The organism is Dactylosporangium sp. CA-233914 (assembly GCF_050942935.1).
In the GTDB taxonomy this organism is placed as follows: Bacteria; Actinomycetota; Actinomycetes; order Mycobacteriales; family Micromonosporaceae; genus Dactylosporangium.
Window position 1 is genome coordinate 1,308,376 of sequence record NZ_CP192030.1, and the last position, 20,141, is coordinate 1,328,516.

The window sequence follows — 20,141 nt, forward strand, 5'->3', positions numbered from 1 at the left end:
CGTGTGTCATGATGGCCGGATGAAGGCGAACTCGATCAGGGCCCGCGTCCGAGCCGAGATGACGGACGAGATCAAGGAGGTCGCCCGCCGCTACCTGGCCACCGACGGCGCCAACCTCTCCCTGCGCGCGGTCGCCCGCGACCTGGGCATGGTGAGCTCGGCGATCTACCGATACTTCCCGAGCCGCGACGACCTGCTGACCGCCCTGATCCTGGACGCCTACAACGACCTGGGCGGCTGCGCCGAACAAGCCGTTTCAGCCGTACCGGTGGATGCCCACGCCACCCGCTGGCTGACCCTGGCCGCCGCGATCCGCGACTGGGCCGTGGCACATCCGCACGAGTACGCCCTCATCTACGGCAGCCCGGTCCCGGGCTACCAGGCCCCGGAGGCCACGGTGGCGGCGGCCACCCGGGCCGTGGCGGTCCTGGGCCAGATCCTGCAGGCCGCGGCGCGGGACGACGCCCTGGAGCGAAACGACGACCTTCTCCCGCCGGAGGCGTCGGTCGAGGACCTGGACCGGATTCGGGCGCTGATCGCCCCGGACGTCCCGCGCACGGTGCTGGCCCGGGCCCTGTCGTCCTGGGTGGCCCTGTTCGGCCAGGTGAGCTTCGAGATCTTCGGGCAGCTGCGCAACGCGATCAACCACCCGGCCGAGTTCTTCGAGCACCAGATGCGAGCCCAGGCCCGATACATCGGCCTGCGCCTGGCATAGGCGCCGATCAGGACTCCGGCGGCGTGAGGCGGGCCCGGGCCGAGTCGAGCCAGCGCTGGCAGATGGCCGCCAGCTCCTCGCCCCGCTCCCACAGCGCCAGCGACTCCTCCAGCGTGGACCCGCCCGACTCCAGCCGCTCGACGACGGTGGCCAGCTCGGCGCGGGCCTGCTCGTACGTCAGGGCCGAGGGCTCGGCCGTCTTCGGCTCGCTCACGCGCGGGACCCCTCTCCGGAAGACATCGCCGTCAACTCAACCACATCGGCTCACGGGCCGTACGAAAGGAACAGCACTGAGTCGGTGCGCTGGTAGCCGACGCGGGCGTAGACGCGCTCCTGGGCGTCGCCCGCCGGGGTCAGGAACGTCAGCGTCGCGCCCGCCGCGAAGGCCGACCTCGTCAGGTGCAGGGTGAGGGCGGCGCCGAGGCCGCGGCGCTCGTAGCGGGGGCGGACCGCGATCCCCGCGACCTCGCTGATGCCGTCGCGCACGGCCACGGCGACGCCGCCGCCGGCCGGCTCGCCGGTGGCCAGGTCGCGGGCCAGCAGCTGTAGTTGGCCGGACGCGGCCTTGGCGCGGGTCGCGGCCAGGTGGGCCGGGGTCGGGGGCGGCTCGCCGAAGGCCTCGTGCTGGGCGGCCAGCATCGCCTCCGTGTCGGCGTCCGTGGCCGGGGTTACCAGCGCGAACCCAGCCGGCGAGGGCTGCTCGACGAGCGTGTCCGGGTGGCACAGCATGAGCGGGAGGCGGTCGGCGACCGTGAAGCCCGCGGCGAGCAGGGCCGGCTCGACGGCGGGGGCGACGCCCGGCAGGTATTCCAGGCGGGGCGTCCGGTCCCGGCTCGTGAACGCCTCCACCAGGGCCGCGATGTCGGCCGGCGAGGGGTCGGCGCCGGAGTCCGGGACGGCGTAGTTGACGTACACATTCGGGTCATGACCGGTGATCGTCACGGTGAACGGGCCGGCGCGGACGACCTCGCGGCCGGACTCGGCACTGGCGAGCATGTACTGCGCAAGTCGCTCGGACACGGTCATCCCTCCGAAGTCGCGGCCAGCTCGCCCTCGGCGAGACGAATCCGCAGGAGTTCCCGGCCGGCCACGTCGGACGGGGCGCGCACCACGACGCCGTCGGCGCGCTGGACGATGGCATAGCCCCGCTGCAGCGTCGCCGACGGCGACAGCGTGCGCAGCCGGGCGACGGTGTGCTCCAGCTCGGTCCCGGCCCGGTCCAGCCGGTGGCCCAGGCTGCGGCCCGCCCGGGCCCGCAGGGCCTCGACGTCGGCGGCGCGGGTGTCGACCATCGTGAGCGGGCGCGCGATCGACGGCCGGGACCGCAGCGCGTCGAGGCGGTGCTGCTCCCGGTCGAGCAGGCCGCGCAGGGCCCGGTCGATGCGCTGCTTGGCCTGGCCGATGAGGCGCCACTCGTCGGCCAGGTCGGGGACGATGCGCTTGGCCGCGTCGGTCGGGGTGGAGGCGCGCACGTCGGCGACGAAGTCGACCAGGGGCACGTCGGTCTCGTGGCCGACGGCGGAGACGACGGGCGTGCGGCAGGCGAAGACCGCGCGGCACAGGGCCTCGTCGGAGAACGGCAGGAGGTCCTCGGTCGAGCCGCCGCCGCGGGCCAGGACGATCACGTCGATCGTCTCGTCGCGGTCGAGAACGGCCAGGGCGTCGATGATCTGCGGGGCGGCGGACGGGCCCTGCACGGCGACGTTGATGACCCGGAAGTCAACGGTCGGCCAGCGGCGGCGGGCGTTGGTGAGCACGTCGCGCTCGGCGGCGCTGGCCCGGCCGGTGATGAGGCCGACGCGGCGGGGCAGGAACGGCAGGCGGCGCTTGCGCTCGCGGGCGAAGAGGCCCTCGGCGGCCAGGAGCTTCTTGAGCTGCTCCAGCCGGGCCAGCAGCTCGCCGAGGCCGACCTGGCGGATCTCGTCGGCGCGCAGGCTCAGCGAGCCGCGGGCGGCGTAGAACTCGGGGCGCGCGTGGACCACGACCCGGGCGCCGTCGCCGAGGCCCGGGGCGCCGAGGTCGAGGACGTCGCGGTTGGCGGTGACGGTCAGGCTCAGGTCGGCCGACGGGTCACGCAGGGTGAGAAAGACCGTGTTGGTGCCCGGCCGCCGGGTGATCTGCGCGACCTGCCCGTCGACCCAGATCCAGCCCAGGCGCCCGATCCACTGCCCGATCTTCTGGCTGACGACGCGGACCGGCCACGGCTTGTCACTGGTGGATGCTTCGTCCGACACAAACACACACCCTAGCCACGAAGGTACGCCAAGACCGCGCGTACACGTCGGTGGACGTCGTCGTCCGGGGGCAGGTCGAGCTTGGCCAGCAGGCCGTTGATGTGCTTGGCGACCGCGGCCTCCGACACCACGAGCGCGCGGGCGATCGCCGCGTTCGAGCGCCCCTCGGCCATGAGCGCCAGCACCTCGCGCTCGCGGGGCGTCAGCCGGGCCAGCGGGTCGCGGCGGCGGCCGAGCAGCTGCGCGACGACCTCGGGGTCGACGACGGTGTGGCCGGCGGCGACCCGCGACACCGCGTCGGCGAACTCGGCGACGTCGCCGATGCGGTCCTTGAGCAGATAGCCGACCCCGGCCCGCCGCCCGGACTCGAGCAGCTCCGCGGCGTACGTCTGCTCGATGTACTGACTCAGCACCAGCACCGGCAGCGCCGGGTCCTCGGCCCGCAGCGTGATCGCGGCCTGCAGCCCCTCGTCGCTGAGGCCGGGCGGCATCCGCACGTCGGTGACGACGAGGTCCGGCTTGTGCTCGCGCACCGCCGCGAGCAGGGCGGGCGCGTCGCCGACGGCCGCGACGACGTCGTGGTCGAAACGGCGCAGCAGGCCCACGATGCCCTCGCGGATGAGCACACCGTCCTCGGCGATCACGATCCGCAAGGCAGCTCCACGTGTACCACCGTAGGCCCTCCCGCCGGACTCGCCAGCGCCACGGTCCCGCCGGCGGCCGCGACCCGGTCGGCGAGCCCGGACAGGCCGCTGCCCCGGGCCGGATCGGCGCCGCCCCGGCCGTCGTCGCGGATCTGCACGGTGAGCCGGCGGCCGCTGGCTGAGGCGACGACGCGCGCCCGCGTCGCGCCGCTGTGCTTGGCGACGTTGGCGAGGGCCTCGACGACCACGAAGTACGCGCACGCCTCGACGGCCCCGGGCAGCCGCTCGGGCAGGGCCGCGTCGACGTCGACCGGCAGCGGGGCGCGGTCGGCCACCTCGCGCAGGGCCGCGTGGAGTCCGCGGTCGGCCAGGATCTTCGGGTGTACCCCGCGAATGAGCTCCCGCAGCTCCGTCAGCGCCTCCTTGGCGAGGTCGTGGGCGCGGGCGACCGGCTCCGCGGCCGGGGAGCCGGCGGGCAGCTCCAGCCGGGCCAGGCCGAGCTGCATGTTGAGCGCCAGGAGGCGCTGCTGCGCCCCGTCGTGCAGGTCGCGCTCGATGCGCCGCCGCTCGACCTCGAACGCGTCGACGAGCCGGGCCCGCGAGCGCGCGACCTCGCTCAGCTGGGCGTCGACCTCCATCCGTGGGCCGAGGACCGCCTGGGTGATCGCGGCGCGGGCGGCGGCCCAGGCGGTGACCGGGTACAGCAGGACGGCCCCGAGCGCGACGCCGAACACCGACCCGGTCAGCGTCAGCGACAGCGGGGAGTCGTGGATGTACAGCGGAGCGCACACCAGCGCCGACACCGTCCACACCCACAGCGCCACGACCATCGCGTCGAGCCAGCACAGCGCCGTGGTCATGAGCATCGTGTAGCCCAGCTCGCGCCAGGTCGCCGGCTCCTGCAGCCGGGTCAGCACCCACGCGCGCGGCCCGGGGCGCGCGGGCGCGCGGTGCGGGTCGGTGAGCCGGATGTCGTCGACGAGGCGAAGCCGGCGACGCTCGATGCGGGCGACCAGGATGCCGGACAACGCGGCAACCAGGAACGCGGCCAGCCCGACGACGATGAGGCTCAGCGCCGCGCCGGCGAGCAGCAGCACGACGAGCGCGGAGCCGGCCGCCATGCCCAGCAGGCCGCCGGTGGTGAGGTACGCCAGCGACCGCCACGGCCACCACGAGGTCAGGAACCGCCCCGGCGGCAGCCGCAGCGCGTCCATGACGGATCGGGGTCGCATGCTGCCGACCGTACCGGCGCGCCGCCCCGCCCGCGGTAGTGCTGGCGTTACCGGCGGGTCTCACCGCCGCGCGACTGCGCCGGCGCCCGGAACCGGCTGAGATCGAGGCTGTGACGACGACGCTGCAGACACATCAGGCGGTCGAGCTGTGGTCCGTGACCCGCCGCTACGGCGCGGGCGAGCACACGGTCACCGCCCTCGACGACGTATCCGTCCGGTTCGCCCCGGCCAGCTTCACCGCGGTCATGGGCCCGTCCGGCTCGGGGAAGTCGACGCTGCTGCACTGCGCGGCCGGCCTCGACCGGGTCACCGGCGGCCGGGTGCTCATCGACGGTGTCGACCTGACGCCGCTGTCGGAGCGGGCGCTGACCCGCCTGCGCCGCGAGCGGGTCGGGTTCGTCTTCCAGTCCTTCAACCTCGTCGCCGCGCTCAGCGCCGAGCAGAACGTCGAGCTCCCGCTGCGCCTGGCCGGCCGGCGTGCCCAGCCCGGGCAGGTCCGCGCGGTGCTCGCCGAGGTCGGCCTGGGCGAGCGCGCCCGGCACCGGCCCGGCGAGCTCTCCGGCGGCCAGCAGCAGCGGGTGGCGATCGCCCGCGCGCTGGTCACCGCCCCCGCCGTGATCTTCGCCGACGAGCCGACCGGCGCGCTGGACAACGCCTCCTCGCGGGAGGTACTGCGGCTGCTGCGTACCGCCGTCGACCGGCACGCGCAGACGGTCGTCATGGTCACCCACGACCCGCTCGCGGCCGCGCACGCCGACCGGGTGCTGTTCCTGGCCGACGGGCGGATCGTCGACGAACTGCGCGAGCCGCGCGGCGCGGAGCAGATCGCGGCCCGGATGGCTCACCTGGAGACAGGGGCCGCCTGAGATGAGCCTTTCGATGATCCGGTACCGCTGGAGCTCCTTCCTCGGCACGTTCGCCGCCCTCCTGCTGGGCGTCGCGGTCGTGGCGGGCTGCCTGTCGCTGTGGGCGGCGGCGCGGCCGAGGGTCCCGGTGGAGCTGGCCGCGGCGCCGGTGATCGTGGCCGCGCCGCGCTACGACCCGCCCGACGGCGGCTTCGCCACCTACCGCCCCTGGTCCGCCGAGGAGGCGGACAAGCTCGTGACCGAACTGTCGGCGGTGCCCGGGGTCACCGCGGCCGTGCCCGACCGCCCCTTCTACGTCCAGCGCCTCGTCGACGGAAAGCCCGTGGGGGACGCGCGGGAATCCCTCCACAGTGGACGCTCGTGGGCGGCGGCAGGGCTCGGCGGGTACCCGTTGCAACAGGGTTCGGCACCGCAGCGGTCCGGCGAGGTCGCGGTGCCGGCGGGAATCGGGGTGCCGGTCGGCGCGACGATGCCCGTGCTCACGGCGGCGGGCCCCGCGACGTGGACGGTCAGCGGGACGTTCGCGGCGCCGGGCGGGTACGAGGGAATGTTCACCGACGACGAGACCGCGCGCTCGCTCGCGGCCGCGCCCCGCTTCATCGGCCTGCGCCTCGCCCCCGGCGTCACCGCGACCGACGTCGCGGGCCGGCTCCCTGCCGTGCTCGGCGGGCTCGGCACCGCGCTGACCGGCGACGCCCGCGCCGCCGCCGAGCCGGAGCGGGACCTGCGCACCCGCTGGATCGGCGCCCAGCTGATCATCGCCACGGTCTTCGTCGGCGGCTTCGTGGCCATCTTCGTCGTCGCCTCGACCTGCGCGTTCTCCGTCGCCCAGCGCCGCCGCGAACTCGGCCTGCTGCGCGCGATCGGCGCCACGCCCGGCCAGGTCCGCCGGATGCTGCTCGGCGAGGTACTGCTGGTCGCGCTCGGCGCCGGTGTGCCCGGTGCGCTGCTGGGCTGCGCGCTCGCGCCGCTGCTGGCCGGCCCGTTCGTCGCGACCGGCCTGGAGCCGACCGGCTTCACGGTCGGCTTCACCTGGTGGGCGCCGCTGGTCGCGCTCGGCGTCGGCCTCGGCGTCGGCGCGCTCGGCGTGTGGCTGTCGGCCCGCCGGGCTTCGCGGGTGCCGGCCCTGGAGGCGCTGCGGGTGGCCGCGGCCGAGCCGCGTCCGATGACGTTCTCGCGCTGGCTCGCGGGCCTCGCGCTGCTGGCCCTGGGCGCCGGCCTGGCTGCGCTGCTGCCCGGCTCCTCCGCGCAGCAGAAGCCCACGATCGTGCTGGGCTCGGCGATGGTACTGCTGGTGGCGGCCGCTCTCCTGGCCCCCGTCCTCGTCGTGCCGGTCGTGCGCCTGGTCACCTGGCCGGCCCGCCACGGCCCGACCGGCCTGCTGGTGCGCGAGGGCGCCCGGGTCTCGGCCCGCCGGGTCGCCTCGACCGCGGCGCCGGTGCTGGCCGCGGTCGGCTTCGCGGTGCTGCTCGTCGGCACGTACCGGACCGCGGACGTCGCCGTCGGCGTCGAGGACACCGCGAAGATCCCCGAGTCCGCGGTCGCGGCCGGCGCCGTCGGGGTTCCCGGCCTGTCCGAGGCGGCCGTGGCCGCCCAGCGTGGCCGATCCTCGCTGGTCAGCACGGTTTACCTGGACTCGGGTCGCCCGCTCGACGTCGTCGGTACCTCGGTCGACGCTCTGGTGGCGCCGCCGGATCTGGGCTGGTCAGCGGGGCAATCGGTGTCGCTGCGCTTCGCTGATGGTTCCGTACAGAATCTGCGTGTTTTGTCCGTTTCTGGGGAGATGCTCGCGTTGCCCAGGGATCTCGTCCGGGCTCACGACCCGTCCGCCCTGGCCGATGTCGTGTACCTGGCCGGCGACTTCGTGCCGTCGCCCGGAGCGGAGCGGATGACCGCCCGGCAGTACGTCGAGCGTGAGGCCGCCGAGGAAGGGGACCTGATCGAGCTGTTCCTGGCGGTACTGCTGGGAATCTCGGTCGGCTACACCGCTCTCTCGGTCGCGAACACCCTGCTCATGGCCACGAACGCGCGACGCCACGAGTTCCGGACCCTGCACCGCGCGGGCGCGAGCGCCGGCCAGACCGCCCGCGTGGTGGTGAGTGAGGCGCTGCTCGCCGTGCTGGTCGGGTCGCTGCTCGGCCTGGCGGTCGCGGTGCCGGCCCTGCTGGAGGCGCGCGCGGGTCTCGAGGAGGAGATCGGCGCCGCTGTGACGCTGGTCATGCCGTGGGGAACCCTGGCCGCGGTGGTGGGCGTGTGCGCCGTGCTGGCGGCCGCTGCGGCGGCCCTGCCGATCCTTCGCCGTCCGGGTGGCGGTCGCCCGGCACGTACGATGGCGGGGTGACTGCTTCCAAGCGCGTCCTGCTCGCCAAGCCCCGCGGCTACTGCGCCGGTGTGGACCGTGCGGTCCAGACCGTGGAGGAGGCGCTGAAGCTGTACGGCGCTCCGATCTACGTCCGCAAGGAGATCGTGCACAACAAGCACGTGGTCAGCACCCTGCAGGCCAAGGGCGCGATCTTCGTCGAGGAGAACGACGACGTCCCCGAGGGCGCGATCGTGGTCTTCTCCGCCCACGGCGTGGCCCCGGAGGTGCACGAGCAGGCCAAGGCCCGCTCCCTGCGCGCGATCGACGCGACGTGCCCGCTGGTCACGAAGGTCCACCAGGAGGCCCGCCGCTTCGCCGCCGACGACTACGACATCCTGCTCATCGGCCACGAAGGCCACGAGGAGGTCATCGGCACCACCGGCGAGGCCCCCGCGCACATCCAGCTCGTCGACGGCCCCGACGGCGCCGACAAGGTCACCGTCCGCGACCCCTCGAAGGTGGTCTGGCTCTCGCAGACCACCCTGTCGGTCGACGAGACCCTGGAGACGGTCGCGCGGCTGAAGAAGCGCCTGCCGCTGCTGATGTCGCCGCCGAGCGACGACATCTGCTACGCCACGTCCAACCGCCAGGACGCCGTGAAGGCCATGGCCCCCAACTGCGACATCGTCCTGGTGGTCGGCTCGCAGAACTCGTCGAACTCGCAGCGCCTGCGCGAGGTGGCGGTCGACGCGGGTGCCAAGGCCGGCTACCTGATCGACTACGCCAGCGAGATCCAGGAGTCCTGGCTGGAGGACGCCGCGACGGTCGGCGTGACCTCGGGTGCCTCGGTCCCCGACGAGCTGGTCATGGAGGTCCTGGACTTCCTGGCCGCCCGCGGCTACACCGACGTCGCCGAGATCACCACGGCCCAGGAGAAGCTGACCTTCTCCCTGCCCCAGGAGCTCAAGCGCGACATGAAGGCCAAGGCCGCCGTCCGCGCCGCCGAGGTGGCGAAGACGCTGTCCTAACGCGCGGTGGCGATGACGCTGACCGGCATGTCCCCGTGCCGGTACAGTGTGTCCACGACCACCTGTAGCCCCGGGTTGGCCCGCACCCGGTCGTAGCTGCGATCCCGGATCCGATCCCGATCGAAGTCGACCTTCCCGCGCTGCCCCGGCGTGTATCGCACCCAGGTCTCCTCCCCGATCATCGGCCCCGCGGTCCCGCGCAGCTTGACGTTGATCGAGGCCTCGAACGAGTCCCCGTCCTCGGGAAACACGAGCACGCGCACGGTGTAACGAGCGGTCTGCCCATGCTCGGGGCTGCCGCTTTGCAGCCCGAAGCCGACGTGCACGATCTCCCCGCGAGCGGTGACCGCATTGGCGCCGGCTCTCCGGCCAAGTCCGAACATGCGCGTGACGCTAGATCGCCCCCGCCCCCGAGTCGGTCACGTCTGCGACAATCCCGAGTACGCCCCCTGACACCCAGCCCTACAATGCCCCTTTGGCCAGACTTTTCCGGCACCACCGACCGGCCGGTCCGTGCTTCCATGAGCGTCGAGTCGTTTTCGTCCCGCGGCCGCCGAACGACGACGATCTCCAACCCGATCGTGGGTCTTGAACTGCGCCGATTACACCCCGTGATGATCCACAACTACAGTTTGGATGGGTGGGGTACGGTGCATGAAGCGGACGCGGCACCCGCCCGGAGTCCTGTCACATCCGGCCGTCTCGCGTCCGGGCAGCGGTTCGCCTCTCCAGGGGTCAGCGGAACCTCAACCACGACCCGGCCGGCCTGATCGGAGACGTGGCGACCGCCTGCGCAGGGCCGCGAGGGGGCCGGGCCGTGCTGGAATCCGGGGCCGCCGACGGGCGGCCGTGACGAGGCGGTCGCTGGTGGCCATGGCGCAGCGGGGGCCGGGGCGGGGCGGCTACTTGGGCGGCTCCTCTCGCAGGGCGGCGAGCAGCGCCTCGTATTCGTTCTCGACCAGCTCCGGGGCCTGCAGCTGGCGCGGGGACGCCTCGACCTGGGGTGGGGGTGGCAGGTCGTCGGAGCTGACGCCCAGCTCGGCCAGGCGGCGGGCGCTCACCAGGACCCGGGCCTCCAGGGAGCCGATCGCCCGGTTGTAGGACGTCACCGCCGTCGACAGTGACGTGCCGACCTTGGCCAGGTGGTCGCCCATCGTGCTGAGCCGTGCGTAGAGCTCGCGGCCCGTCTGGTGGACCGCCTGGGCGTTGGCGGTCAGCGAGTCCTGGCGCCACGCGTAGGCGATGGTGCGCAGCAGCGCCACCAGCGTCGCCGGGGTGGCGAGGATCACGTTGCGGGCAAAGGCATGCTCCAGCAGGGCCGGGTCGTGCTGGAGCGCCGCGTCCAGGAAGGTGTCCGCGGGCACGAAGAGGACCACGAACTCCGGGGCGGGCTCGAAGGCGGACCAGTACGACTTGGCGGACAGCGCCTCGACGTGGGCGCGCAGGTGCTTCGCGTGCTGGGTCAGGCGCGCGGTGCGGGTCTGCTCGTCGGGGGACTCCAGGGCCGTGAGATACGCCTCGAGGGGGGCCTTGGCGTCCACGACCACCTGGCGGCCGCCGTGCAGGCGGACGACCAGGTCCGGGCGGATCACGCCCGCGTCGGTGGCGGCCGTCACCTGCTCGTCGAAGTCGCAGTGCTCGAGCAGGCCGGCGGCCTCCACGATGCGGCGCAGCTGCTGCTCGCCCCAGCGGCCGCGGACCGTCGGCGCGCGCAGGGCCGAGACCAGGCGGTGGGTCTCGGTGCGCAGTTCGCCGGAGACCTCGTGCATGGCGCGGACCTGCTCACGCAGCGACTCATACGCCCCGACGCGGTCCCGCTCCAGCTCGGCGACCCGCTGCTCGTATCGCACCAGCGCCTGGTGCAGGGGCGTCACCGCGTCGGCGACGGCGTCCTGGGTCTGGCCGCGTGCCTCCAGCGTCAGCGCGCGCAGCGAGGCCTCCAGACGCGCCTCGCCGTCGCGGGTCGCCTGCAGCGTCGCCTCCAGTTTGGCCAGGTCGACGGCCGAGCGGGACCGGGCGACATACCACCCGAGGGCGGCGCCGAGCAGCAGGCCGATGATCAGCAGGAGGAGATCCACGGTGTTCAGCATGCCGTAGGGGTATGACAGAAACCGGTACCGTCGAAGGCATGGGTTACTCGTCCTGGTTGGAGTGGTGACGGTGTTCGGCTTCGGGCGAAGGAAGCGTGAAGCGCAGCAGTTGGCCGATGCGCGGGAGGAGGCCCTCCGCTGGTACGAGCGCCTGGGCGGGCAGCTGATGAACCTCTCCGGCGACGAGCCGGCCGTGAAGCAGGCGCTGGTCGACGCGAGCGAGCGTTACAACGCCGCCGGCGGCCAGCTGGAGCGGGCCACCACCCTCAAGCAATATGACCTCGCCCGCGAGACGGCGCTGGAGGGCCTGGCCTACATCCGGGCCGCCCGCACCGCGATGGGCATCGACCCCGGCCCCGACCTGCCGCCGCTCGCCGGCGCCCGGGCGGGCCAGATCACCAAGGAGCGCGAGGTCCAGGTCCAGGGCCACGCCTACCGGGCCAGCCCCCAGCCGGCCGCCGGCACGCCCTACTACTACCCGGGCGGCGCCGTCGCTGGTCGGGGTGTTCCCGCAGGGTGGTACTCCGAGCCGTGGTGGAAGACGGCCCTGGTCGCCGGCGCCTGGGGCATCGGCGGCGCCCTGGTCTTCGACGCGCTGTTCGACCCGGGCTGGGGCGACCACGGCTACGACGCGGCCTACAATGCCGGCTTCGACCAGGGCATGGACCAGGGCTACGACCAGGGCTTCGACGACGGCGGCGGCGACGGCGGCGACTACGACGGGGACGGCGGCGACTGGGGCGACGCCGGCTTCGGCGACGCCGGCGACTTCGGCGGCGACTTCTAGGAACCCGACAGATCGCGAAATTTCGGATAAATCCGGGCGCCGGAGGTGCCTGGATTTATCGTCCGCTGGCACGGCACACCCGGACGCCGGGCGGTGCGGGATGGCCCGGCCGAGCGGCTGGGCGGACCAGGGCGCCGGGCGGTGCGGGCGCATCCGGGCCAGGCTCGAGCCGAGCGGGCCGGCACACCCGGACGCCGGGCGGTGCGGGATGTCCTGGTCGAGCGGCCGGGCGGAGCCGGTTGCTTGGCGGTGTGGGATGGCCGGTCGGGCTCGGGTCGAGCAGCTGGGCGGACACCAGGGCGCCGGGTGGTGTGGGATATCCGGTCGAGCGGCCCGGCGGACCCGGCTGCTTGGCGGTGTGGGATGGCCGGTCGGGCTCCGGTCGGGCGGCCCGGCGGACTCGGATGCCGGGCGGTGCGGGAGATTCGGTGAGCGGACCGCCGTCTCGGTACCGGACGAACTCGATCTTGGCGGCAACCCGGTACGGGCGAAGGGGAAGTATGGCTCGGGTCCCTGTCGCCTGGGGACCGTTGCTCCCGTCAGTGCCTGGGCTGGGTCGGTTTCCGCGAAGCATACCGAGCCGGACTGGGCGAAGCGTTCGGCCGTGGCCGGTCTCTCTGCCGGGTCCGTGTGGTCAAGGGCCGGACGCCGGTGGGTCAGTAGTGGTGGCTGCCCTGGGCCCCGCGTAGCGCCCGCTCGGCCAGGGCCAGGTCCGACGCCGCCGCGCGCGCGAACGGGCTCGACGCCCCCAGTAGCTCCGCGTAGACGGCCTGCGCGGCCCGGTACTCCGTGATCGCCTCGTCCAGCCGTCCCAGGTCGTGCAGCACGCTGGCGAGCCGGTGCCGGGAGACCGCGGTGTCCAGATGCACCGGGCCGAGGAGCCGCAGCCGGCTGCCCAGCACCGCCCGGTGCTCTGACTCCGCGTCGCCCAGCCGCCCCGCGTGGTGCAGCGCCGAGGCCAGCAGGCTGCGGCTCATCAGCGTGTCGCGGTGCTCGGGTCCGAGCAGCCGCGCCCGGGCCCGCATGACGGTGCGGTGCTCCTCGATCGCCCGGTCCAGCTCGCCCATGTCCTGGTAGACCTTGGCGAGGTTGCTCCGGCTGATCAGCGTCTCCTGGTGGTTGGTGCCCAGGACCCGGGTCCGCGATTCCAGCACCCGCTGGTGCTCGGCCTCCGCCCGGGTCAGGTCGCCCAGCTGGTGATAGATCGTCGCGAGGTGGCTGCGGCTGGTCAGCGTGTCCGGGTGGTCCTCGCCGAGGATGCGCACCCGCGCGGTCAGCGCCTCGTCGCACTCGACCAGGGCCTCGGCCAGCCGGTCGAGGTCGCGCAGGACGGTGGCGTGCTGGTCCCGGGCGGTCAGCGTGTCCGGGTGGTCCCAGCCCAGGGCGTGGGCGCGGGCGTCGACGATCTCCCGATACGCCTCCTCGGCCTCCTGCAGTTGCCCCCGCCAGTGCAGGTCGGTCGCGCGCTGCCAGGTCGCCGAGTCGTCGTAGACGCGCGGGGCCGGCGACGGGCGGCGGCGGGGCTCGGGCGCGGGCCAGTCACCGTGGTCGGGCTCGTCGTCGTCCGGGTGGCCGGCCGCGGCGGAGCCGTAGACGGTCGAGGACGTCATGTGCGGATACACGTCGTCGTCGTCCATCCGGGCCGGCTGCTGCTGCGGGATCGGCGGCGGGGGAGGCGGCGGCGCGGACGGCTGGGCGACCGGGCGGGTCGGGATTCTCACGGGCTCGAACGGCACCGGCGAGTAGGGCTCCGGTGAATAGGGCTCCGGGTCGTAGGGCTGGGCATCGTACGGCTGGGGGTCATCGAGGATCTCGACCGGCACGTCGATCGGCGACTCGTGGGCACGCCGGCGCAGCTCGCGGCGCAGGCTCACGATCGCGTCGGAGATGGCGTCGGAGTGGTCGCCGAGACGCCAGGCGACCGCGGCGACCGGGCGGTCCAGCGCGGTGCTGAGCTGGCGGACGGAGCTGAGGATCGAGTCGTCCGGGGAGGCGTTGACGATGACCAGCGCGGCCTGGAACGCGGCGGTCGGGCCGACCAGCAGCGCCTGCAGGGTGGCCTGCATGCGGGCGATCGAGAAGCCGGTGCCGGCGCGGATGTCGACGATGATGTGGGCCTCGGACATGGCGATCGGGCCCAGGAAGTAGCCGAACACGGGCTGCAGCTTCTGCCCCTCGCGCCCGGCCGCCTCGTAGAGGGCCGCGTTGGCGCCCTCGTGGTAGGCGATGGCCTGCGGCGCGTGGCCACGGATCAGCTGCACGAAGCGGTCGTAGGCGCCCTCGGCGTCACCGTCCTGCTGGGCCCGGCCCGCGGAGGCGAGCCGCTCCTCGCGGTCGGCGGAGCGAATGTTGATCTGGCCGCCCGACAGGCCCGCGAGCCCCACCAGGACGCCCGCGCCCACCAGAGCGGCGGCGCCGGCGGTGCTGCGGAACTGCACCGTCGTCAGCACACCCAGACCGACCAGGGCGAGCCCGACGAGCCCGACGAGAAATCGGGTCTGGCCACTCCATCGTCCGCCAGTCATCGGTCCTCTTCATCTGCGACGCAGTCATCCGCGACGTGCTCATCCGCGTCGAAACTCAAATCCGCGACGTGTGAAACCAGGGCGCTAACCCGAGACGACAACCCTCCGAAGATCACTACGGGCGACAGGGCGAGATCCTTTGCGTGACGAGAATCCTCCCATGAACCAATGTGTCCACGGTAGATCGACGGCGTGAACCCCGCCATTCATGCGAACCGGTCGACATGACTGTCAAGTACCCGACACTCAGGCGAGGGAGTCGCGCCATTGCGCGTGCAGCCCGGCGTAGTGCCCACCCCGGTCGATCAGGGCGGACGGCGGCCCGTCCTCGACGATGCGGCCCCCGGACATGACCAGCACCCGGTCGGCGATCTCCACTGTGGACAGCCGGTGGGCGATCACCAGCGCCGTGCGGGAGGCCAGGATCGTCCGTAGCGCCCGCTGGACCAGCCGCTCGCTCGGGATGTCGAGCGAGGACGTCGCCTCGTCGAGAATCAGCACCGCGGGGTCGGCCAGGAAGGCCCGCGCGAACGCCACGAGCTGCCGCTGCCCGGCCGAGAGCCGGCCCCCGCGCTTGCGCACGTCGGTGTCGTAGCCGTCCGGCAGGCCCCGGATGAACGCGTCCGCCCCGATCGCCGCGGCGGCCGCCTCGACCTCGGCGCGGCTCGCACCCGGGCGGCCGAAGGCGATGTTGTCCGCGACGGTGCCGGAGAACAGGTAGTTCTCCTGGGTCACCATCACGACCGCGCGGCGCAGGTCGTCCTCGGCGAGCGAGCGCAGGTCGACGCCGTCGAGCGCGACCGTGCCCGCGGTCGGGTCGTAGAAGCGGGCGACGAGCTTGGCGAGCGTGGACTTGCCGGCCCCCGTCGCGCCGACCAGCGCGACCGTCTGCCCGGCCGGCACGAACAGGTCCAGCGGCGGCAAAACCGGGCGCCCGGCGTCGTAGTGGAACTCGACCGCGTCGAAGGCCAGTTCGCCCCGCACCGCACCGAGGCGGACCGGCGATGCCGGCTCGGCGACGGCGGGCGGCTCGTCGAGTACGGCCGCGAGCTTCTCCAGGGCGGCGGTGGCCGACTGCAGCGTGTTGTAGAACTGCGACAGCTCCTGCATCGGCTCGTAGAACCGCCGCAGGTACAGCAGGAACGCCGCCAGCACCCCGACCTCGGTGTGCCCGTGCAGCACCCGCCAGCCCCCGTAGGTCAGCACCACGGCGATGGAGACGTTGCCGATCACCTTGATCGCGGGGGAGTACGTCGCGACGAGCCGCTGCGCCTGCAGGCTGGCCCGCCGGTAGTCGTCGTTGACCGCGGCGAAGATCTCGTCGTTGCGCCGCTCGCGCCGGAACGCCTGCACCGCACGGATGCCGCCGAGCGACTCGACGAAGTGGATGATGACGAGCGCGATCGTCTCGCGGGTGCGCCGGTACGCCCGCGCGCTGGCCCGCTGGAACCACCGCGACAGCCACAGCAGGAACGGGAAGGACGCGAGCGTGACCAGCGCCAGCGGCGGGTCGAGCCACAGCAGGATGCCGGCGACCGACAGCACCGACAGCGCGGCGAGCACCAGGTCGGAAAGCGCCCCGTCGGTCAGCTCGGCGATGTTGTCGACGTCGCTGGTCAGCCGCGCGATGACCCGCCCCGAGGTGAACCGCTCGTGGAAGCCGATCGACAGCCGCTGCAGGTGGTTGTAGACGCGGGTGCGCAGGTCGAGCAGGACCGCGTTGCCGACCCGGCCGGACATCGCCAGGAACACCCGCCGGGTGCCGAACTCGATGGCGGTGGCCAGGACGAACAGCGCGGTGACGGCCACGAGCGCCGGCGGGTGGCCGATGCCGCGGTCGATGCCGAGCTTGACCAGGTACGGGCCGGCCATCCCGGCCAGGTTCTGGGCCAGCAGCAGTGCGCACAGCCCGGCGATCGCCGCGCGGTGCGGGCGCAGCAGCGAGCCGAGCAGCCGCCGGCTGGCGACGCGCTCGGCCGGGTCGGGCTCCTCCGTCGCGGTGCCCCGCCACCGCTGGACGTCAAGCGCCACGCAGCACGTCCCGGTAGCCGGGGCAGGTCGCCATCAGCTGCGAGTGGGTGCCGAGCGCGGCGATGCGCCCGTCCTGCAGGAACGCGACCCGGTCGGCGAGGGCGATGGTGGACGGCCGGTGTACCACGAGCAGCGCCGTCGTCCCCGAAAGGACCGTCGAGAGCGCGGACTCCACGAGCGCCTCGGTGTGCACGTCCAGCGCCGAGAGCGGGTCGTCGAGCACGAGCACCCGCGGCCGCCCGACGACCGCGCGGGCCAGGGCGAGGCGCTGGCGCTGCCCGCCCGACAGCGACAGGCCCTGCTCGCCGATGCGGGTGTCCAGGCCCCACGGCAGGTCGTGGACGAACCGCGCCTGCGCGATGTCGAGCGCCTCGCGGATCTCGGCGTCGGTGGCATCGGTACGGCCCAGCGTCAGGTTCTCCCGGACGCTCATCGAGAACAGCGTCGGGTCCTCGAACGCGGTCCCGACGACGCGCCGCAGCGAGTCGAGCGTCAGGTCCCGCACGTCGTGCCCGTCGATGGTGATCGAGCCCGCGTCCACGTCGTACAGCCGCGGAACCAATGAGACCAGGGTCGTCTTGCCGCTGCCGGTCACCCCGACGATCGCCACCGTCTCGCCCGGCTCCAGCTCCAGGTCGATCCCGCGCAGCACCGGCCGCCCGGGCTCGTAGCCGAACGCGACGCCGGAGAAGCGCAGCCGGCCCTCCACAGTGGACAGCGCGACCGCGCCCGGGCGGTCCACGATGGACGGTGGCGTGTCCAGTACCTCGTGGATGCGCACGGACGCGCTCATCGCCTCCTGCGCGTTGGCGATGATCCAGCCGAGGATGTCGATCGGCCAGACCAGCATCACCTGCAGCGCGACGAAGGCGACCAGCGTGCCGACGCTGAGCTGCCCGCGGGAGACCTGCATGGCGCCGGCGACGAGCACCACCGCCAGCGACGCGTTGGGCACCAGGTCGAACTGCGACAGCGTGCGCGCCACCATCCGGCTGCGGCCCACGCCGAGGTCGTGCACCTGCCGGGCGCCGCCGGTGAACAGCGTGCTCATGTGGTCGCGCCGGCCGAACGCGCGGATGACCCGGATGCCCTGGGCCGACTCCTCCACCCGCGTGGTCAGGTCGCCGATGGAGTCCTGCAGGGCGCGGGAGGCGGCGAAGTACTGCCCGGTGAAGCGGCGCGAGATGACGAACAGCGGCACGGCGCTGAGCGTCACGAACACGCCCAGCGGCCAGTAGAGGCGGATCAGCAGCACGGAGACGGCGATGTACGTGGCGAGGTTGAGCACGAAGAAGAAGAGCCCGAAGGACAGGAACCGCCGGATCGCGCTCAGGTCCGCGGTGGCGCGCGAGAGCAACTGCCCGGACTGCCAGCGGTCGTGGAACTCGATCGGCAGTCGCTGCAGGTGCGCGTACAGGTCCTCGCGCAGCTTCGCTTCCATGCCGACCGACGAGGCGGACTGCGCCCAGCGGCGGATGAAGCTCAGCGCGCTCTCGCACACGCCGAGCGCCACCGCGAGCCCGCCGAGCAGGAACAAGCCGCGGGTGTCGCCGTGGCGGACGGGGCCGTCGACCACGCGCTGGATGAGCAGGGGGATGGCGAGGCTCGCGGCCGTGGACAGCGCCGCCGCGACCATCGACCACGCGGTGAGGGTGTAGTACGGCCGCAGGTATCCCCGCATGCGCCAGAGGGCGTGGGCCTTGCTGGGCCGCCGTACCCGGGCAGGCGCGGCGGTCACGGTCATGACTCAAACGTACGGGCTTGTCACATAGGTGCCAAGCGATATTCGGCTGGCTTCATGATCGAGTAGCCAGCGTTTGACCGGCAGCCCCCAGCGGAACCCGCCGAGCGTGCCGTCCAGGCGCAGGACCCGGTGGCAGGGGACGAACAGGGCGGCGGCGTTGGTCGCGCAGGCCATCGCGGCGGCGCGCACCGCGGCCGGGCGGCCGGCCCGCGCGGCGAACTCGGTGTAGGTGACCGGCCCGCCGGCGGGGACCTGCCGCAGCACGTCCCACGCGTGCGCGATGAACTCGCCGCCGCGCTGGCGCACGGCCACGCCGTCGATCGCGCTCAGGTCACCGTCCAGATAGGACCGCAGAGCCTTCAGCGGTACACCCGGATCGCTCTTGGCCCGCGCTTCTCCCGGGAGCTTCGCGAGCTTCATGAGCCCGGGCACGTCGGTCGTCCAGCCGCTGGCCAGCACCGCCTCGTCGGCGTCGGTGAGCATGGTGAACGGGCCGGCGGGGGTGTCGGTCGTCGTGAAGTACGTCGTCATGGCATCCTCCAGAGTCGGATCGCGGCGTAGGAGCGCCACGGCCGCCAGCGCTCGGCGTGCGCGGCCAGGGCCTTTGGTGTGTCGGGAAGCCCGGCGGCCCGCGCGCCACGCAGCACCCCCAGGTCGGTCGGCAGGAAGGCGTCGGGGTCGCCGAGGGCGCGCATCGCGGTGTACTGCGCCGTCCAGTCCCCGATTCCGGGCAGCGCCTTGAGCCGCTCCACCGTCTCCTCGCGGTCGCCGCCGCCGTCGAGGTCGAGCTCGCCCGTGGCGACCGCCTCGGCCAGCGCGCGCAGCGTGCCCCGGCGGGCCTCGGGCATCGAGAACGCCGCGTCGGGCAGCGCCAGCAGCTCGTCCGGCGTCGGGAACAGCCCGGCGTCGGCGGCGATGAGCCGGCGCAGTACCGTGCGGGCCGCGGCGACCGAGATCTGCTGGCCGACGACGGCCCGTACGGCGATCTCGAAGCCGTCGGTCGCCCGCGGCACGCGTACGCCCTCCTCCTTGGCCACGATCGGCGCCAGTGCCGGGTCGGCGCCCAGCACCGCGTCGACGGCGGCCGGGTCGGCGTCGAGGTCGAACAGCCGCCGGCAGCGCGCCACCGCCGGGGCCAGGTCGCGCAGGTCGGCCAGGCGCAGCGTCGCTGCCACGTGGCCGGTCCGCGGGGTCAGGGTCACGCGGCCGGTGCCGTGGGGCAGGCGCAGGTTGCGCTGGTACCCGTCCTCGTCCAGCGCGTCGATCCCGTGCACGGCCCGGGCGCCGAGGAACGACAGCAGCGCTTCCGCGTGGAGCGGGGCGCGGTACGGCAGCCGTACGGAGACCACCCCCTCGTCGAGCTCGGGCTGGCTGCGGCGGGCCCGCAGCTGCGACGGCGTGCGGCCGTAGATCTCGCGCACCGTGTCGTTGAACTGCCGGACGCTGCCGAACCCGGCGGCGAAGGCGATCTCGGCCAGCCCCAGCCCGGTCGTCTCGATGAGCACCCGCGCGGTCTGCGCGCGCTGAGCCCGGGCCAGGGCGAGCGGGCCGGCGCCGACCTCGGCGGTGAGCATGCGGTGCAGGTGGCGGTCGGTGTATCCGAGCCGGCCGGCCAGGCCCGGCACGCCGTCACGGTCGACCACGCCGTCGGCGATGAGCCGCATCGCGCGCCCGACGACGTCGCCGCGCACGTCCCAGTCCGGCGAGCCGGGCGCCGCGTCGGGGCGGCAGCGCAGGCAGGCGCGGTACCCCTCGCGCTGGGCGGCCGCCGCAGTCGGCAGGAACCGTATGTTCTCCCGCTTCGGGGTGATCGCCGGGCAGGACGGCCGGCAATAGATCCTGGTCGACCTGACCGCGGTGACGAACACGCCGTCGAAGCGGGAGTCACGGCTGGTCGCCGCCTTCCGGCAGGTTTCGAAGTCGAGTTCCACGCCTCCATCCTG

The 20,141-nt window shown here is 73.6% G+C and carries 17 protein-coding genes; 5 read left to right on the forward strand and 12 right to left on the reverse strand.

The genetic code is table 11. The annotated features are described in order from the left end of the window. Positions 1–19: 19 nt before the first annotated feature. Positions 20–715, forward strand: a complete 696-nt coding sequence (locus tag ACQPY0_RS06030) for a TetR/AcrR family transcriptional regulator (protein WP_432985752.1) — start codon at positions 20–22, stop codon at positions 713–715. 7 nt (positions 716–722) lie between these two features. On the opposite strand, the gene ACQPY0_RS06035 is transcribed toward ACQPY0_RS06030, so the two are convergent. From ACQPY0_RS06035 to ACQPY0_RS06055, 5 genes are read right to left on the reverse strand one after another with little or no spacing between them, the layout of a single operon-like run. Then, the gene (locus tag ACQPY0_RS06035; RefSeq protein WP_432985754.1) at positions 723–929 is read right to left on the reverse strand and encodes an exodeoxyribonuclease VII small subunit; all 207 of its coding nucleotides are present in this window, start codon (positions 927–929) and stop codon (positions 723–725) included. 50 nt (positions 930–979) lie between these two features. Further along, entirely contained in the window at positions 980–1,735 is a 756-nt protein-coding gene (locus ACQPY0_RS06040) for a GNAT family N-acetyltransferase (RefSeq protein WP_432985756.1), read from the reverse strand. A gap of 2 nt (positions 1,736–1,737) precedes the next feature. Beyond that, positions 1,738–2,949 (reverse strand): exodeoxyribonuclease VII large subunit, encoded by a 1,212-nt coding sequence (gene xseA / locus ACQPY0_RS06045; RefSeq protein ID WP_432985758.1) that lies wholly within the window; start codon positions 2,947–2,949, stop codon positions 1,738–1,740. Between the two features lie 11 nt (positions 2,950–2,960). Next, positions 2,961–3,602, reverse strand: a complete 642-nt coding sequence (locus ACQPY0_RS06050; protein WP_432985760.1) for a response regulator — start codon at positions 3,600–3,602, stop codon at positions 2,961–2,963. Beyond that, a complete protein-coding gene (locus ACQPY0_RS06055) occupies positions 3,590–4,825 on the reverse strand; it encodes a sensor histidine kinase (RefSeq protein ID WP_432985762.1) in 1,236 nt (411 codons plus the stop codon). The genes ACQPY0_RS06050 and ACQPY0_RS06055 overlap by 13 nt, the downstream gene beginning before the upstream one ends. A gap of 110 nt (positions 4,826–4,935) precedes the next feature. On the opposite strand from ACQPY0_RS06055, the gene ACQPY0_RS06060 reads away from it, so the two are divergent. Genes ACQPY0_RS06060 through ACQPY0_RS06070 form a run of 3 tightly spaced genes read left to right on the forward strand, consistent with a single transcriptional unit; the run spans position 4,936 to position 9,021 of the window. Continuing rightward, complete coding sequence (locus ACQPY0_RS06060) at positions 4,936–5,691, forward strand: ABC transporter ATP-binding protein (protein WP_432985763.1); 756 nt, start codon at positions 4,936–4,938, stop codon at positions 5,689–5,691. Positions 5,692–5,704: 13 nt separating this feature from the next. Next, positions 5,705–8,032 carry an FtsX-like permease family protein gene (locus ACQPY0_RS06065; RefSeq protein WP_432985765.1) on the forward strand — a complete coding sequence of 776 codons (2,328 nt, stop codon included), beginning with the start codon at positions 5,705–5,707 and terminating at the stop codon, positions 8,030–8,032. Continuing rightward, positions 8,029–9,021: a 4-hydroxy-3-methylbut-2-enyl diphosphate reductase gene (locus ACQPY0_RS06070; protein ID WP_432985767.1), complete on the forward strand. Its 993-nt coding sequence runs from the start codon at positions 8,029–8,031 to the stop codon at positions 9,019–9,021. The genes ACQPY0_RS06065 and ACQPY0_RS06070 overlap by 4 nt, the downstream gene beginning before the upstream one ends. Here ACQPY0_RS06070 and ACQPY0_RS06075 read toward each other — a convergent pair. Both ACQPY0_RS06075 and ACQPY0_RS06080 read right to left on the reverse strand, forming a co-directional pair. After that, positions 9,018–9,404: a hypothetical protein gene (locus ACQPY0_RS06075; protein WP_432985769.1), complete on the reverse strand. Its 387-nt coding sequence runs from the start codon at positions 9,402–9,404 to the stop codon at positions 9,018–9,020. The two genes, ACQPY0_RS06070 and ACQPY0_RS06075, sit on opposite strands and share 4 nt — an antisense overlap. Positions 9,405–9,923: 519 nt before the next feature. Continuing rightward, on the reverse strand, positions 9,924–11,111 hold the full coding sequence (locus ACQPY0_RS06080) for a DNA recombination protein RmuC (protein WP_432985771.1): 1,188 nt from the start codon (positions 11,109–11,111) through the stop codon (positions 9,924–9,926). Positions 11,112–11,175: 64 nt separating this feature from the next. Between ACQPY0_RS06080 and ACQPY0_RS06085 the strand changes: the two genes are divergently transcribed. Next, on the forward strand, positions 11,176–11,898 hold the full coding sequence (locus ACQPY0_RS06085; RefSeq protein WP_432985773.1) for a hypothetical protein: 723 nt from the start codon (positions 11,176–11,178) through the stop codon (positions 11,896–11,898). A 656-nt stretch (positions 11,899–12,554) separates the two neighbouring features. Here the strand turns inward: ACQPY0_RS06085 and ACQPY0_RS06090 are convergent. The 5 genes from ACQPY0_RS06090 to ACQPY0_RS06110 all read right to left on the reverse strand — a co-directional run bounded on the left by ACQPY0_RS06090 (position 12,555) and on the right by ACQPY0_RS06110 (position 20,129). Then, positions 12,555–14,423 (reverse strand): tetratricopeptide repeat protein, encoded by a 1,869-nt coding sequence (locus ACQPY0_RS06090; RefSeq protein ID WP_432985775.1) that lies wholly within the window; start codon positions 14,421–14,423, stop codon positions 12,555–12,557. Positions 14,424–14,669: 246 nt separating this feature from the next. Beyond that, positions 14,670–16,454: an ABC transporter ATP-binding protein gene (locus ACQPY0_RS06095; RefSeq protein WP_432985777.1), complete on the reverse strand. Its 1,785-nt coding sequence runs from the start codon at positions 16,452–16,454 to the stop codon at positions 14,670–14,672. Continuing rightward, positions 16,444–18,198: an ABC transporter ATP-binding protein gene (locus ACQPY0_RS06100; RefSeq protein ID WP_432985779.1), complete on the reverse strand. Its 1,755-nt coding sequence runs from the start codon at positions 18,196–18,198 to the stop codon at positions 16,444–16,446. The genes ACQPY0_RS06095 and ACQPY0_RS06100 overlap by 11 nt, the downstream gene beginning before the upstream one ends. Positions 18,199–18,201: 3 nt before the next feature. Then, positions 18,202–18,729, reverse strand: a complete 528-nt coding sequence (locus ACQPY0_RS06105; RefSeq protein WP_432985781.1) for a methylated-DNA--[protein]-cysteine S-methyltransferase — start codon at positions 18,727–18,729, stop codon at positions 18,202–18,204. Further along, on the reverse strand, positions 18,726–20,129 hold the full coding sequence (locus ACQPY0_RS06110) for an AlkA N-terminal domain-containing protein (protein ID WP_432985783.1): 1,404 nt from the start codon (positions 20,127–20,129) through the stop codon (positions 18,726–18,728). The genes ACQPY0_RS06105 and ACQPY0_RS06110 overlap by 4 nt, the downstream gene beginning before the upstream one ends. Between the last annotated feature and the right edge of the window lie 12 nt (positions 20,130–20,141).

Excerpts from the sequence above, each read along its gene's own strand:
- ACQPY0_RS06075 (WP_432985769.1), bottom strand. The coding sequence starts at position 9,404 with ATGTTCGGACTTGGCCGGAGAGCCGGCGCCAATGCGGTCACCGCTCGC.
- ACQPY0_RS06030 (WP_432985752.1), top strand. The coding sequence starts at position 20 with ATGAAGGCGAACTCGATCAGGGCCCGCGTCCGAGCCGAGATGACGGAC.
- ACQPY0_RS06100 (WP_432985779.1), bottom strand. The coding sequence starts at position 18,198 with ATGACCGTGACCGCCGCGCCTGCCCGGGTACGGCGGCCCAGCAAGGCC.
- ACQPY0_RS06090 (WP_432985775.1), bottom strand. The coding sequence starts at position 14,423 with ATGACTGGCGGACGATGGAGTGGCCAGACCCGATTTCTCGTCGGGCTC.
- ACQPY0_RS06080 (WP_432985771.1), bottom strand. The coding sequence starts at position 11,111 with ATGCTGAACACCGTGGATCTCCTCCTGCTGATCATCGGCCTGCTGCTC.
- ACQPY0_RS06065 (WP_432985765.1), top strand. The coding sequence starts at position 5,705 with ATGATCCGGTACCGCTGGAGCTCCTTCCTCGGCACGTTCGCCGCCCTC.
- ACQPY0_RS06055 (WP_432985762.1), bottom strand. The coding sequence starts at position 4,825 with ATGCGACCCCGATCCGTCATGGACGCGCTGCGGCTGCCGCCGGGGCGG.
- ACQPY0_RS06105 (WP_432985781.1), bottom strand. The coding sequence starts at position 18,729 with ATGACGACGTACTTCACGACGACCGACACCCCCGCCGGCCCGTTCACC.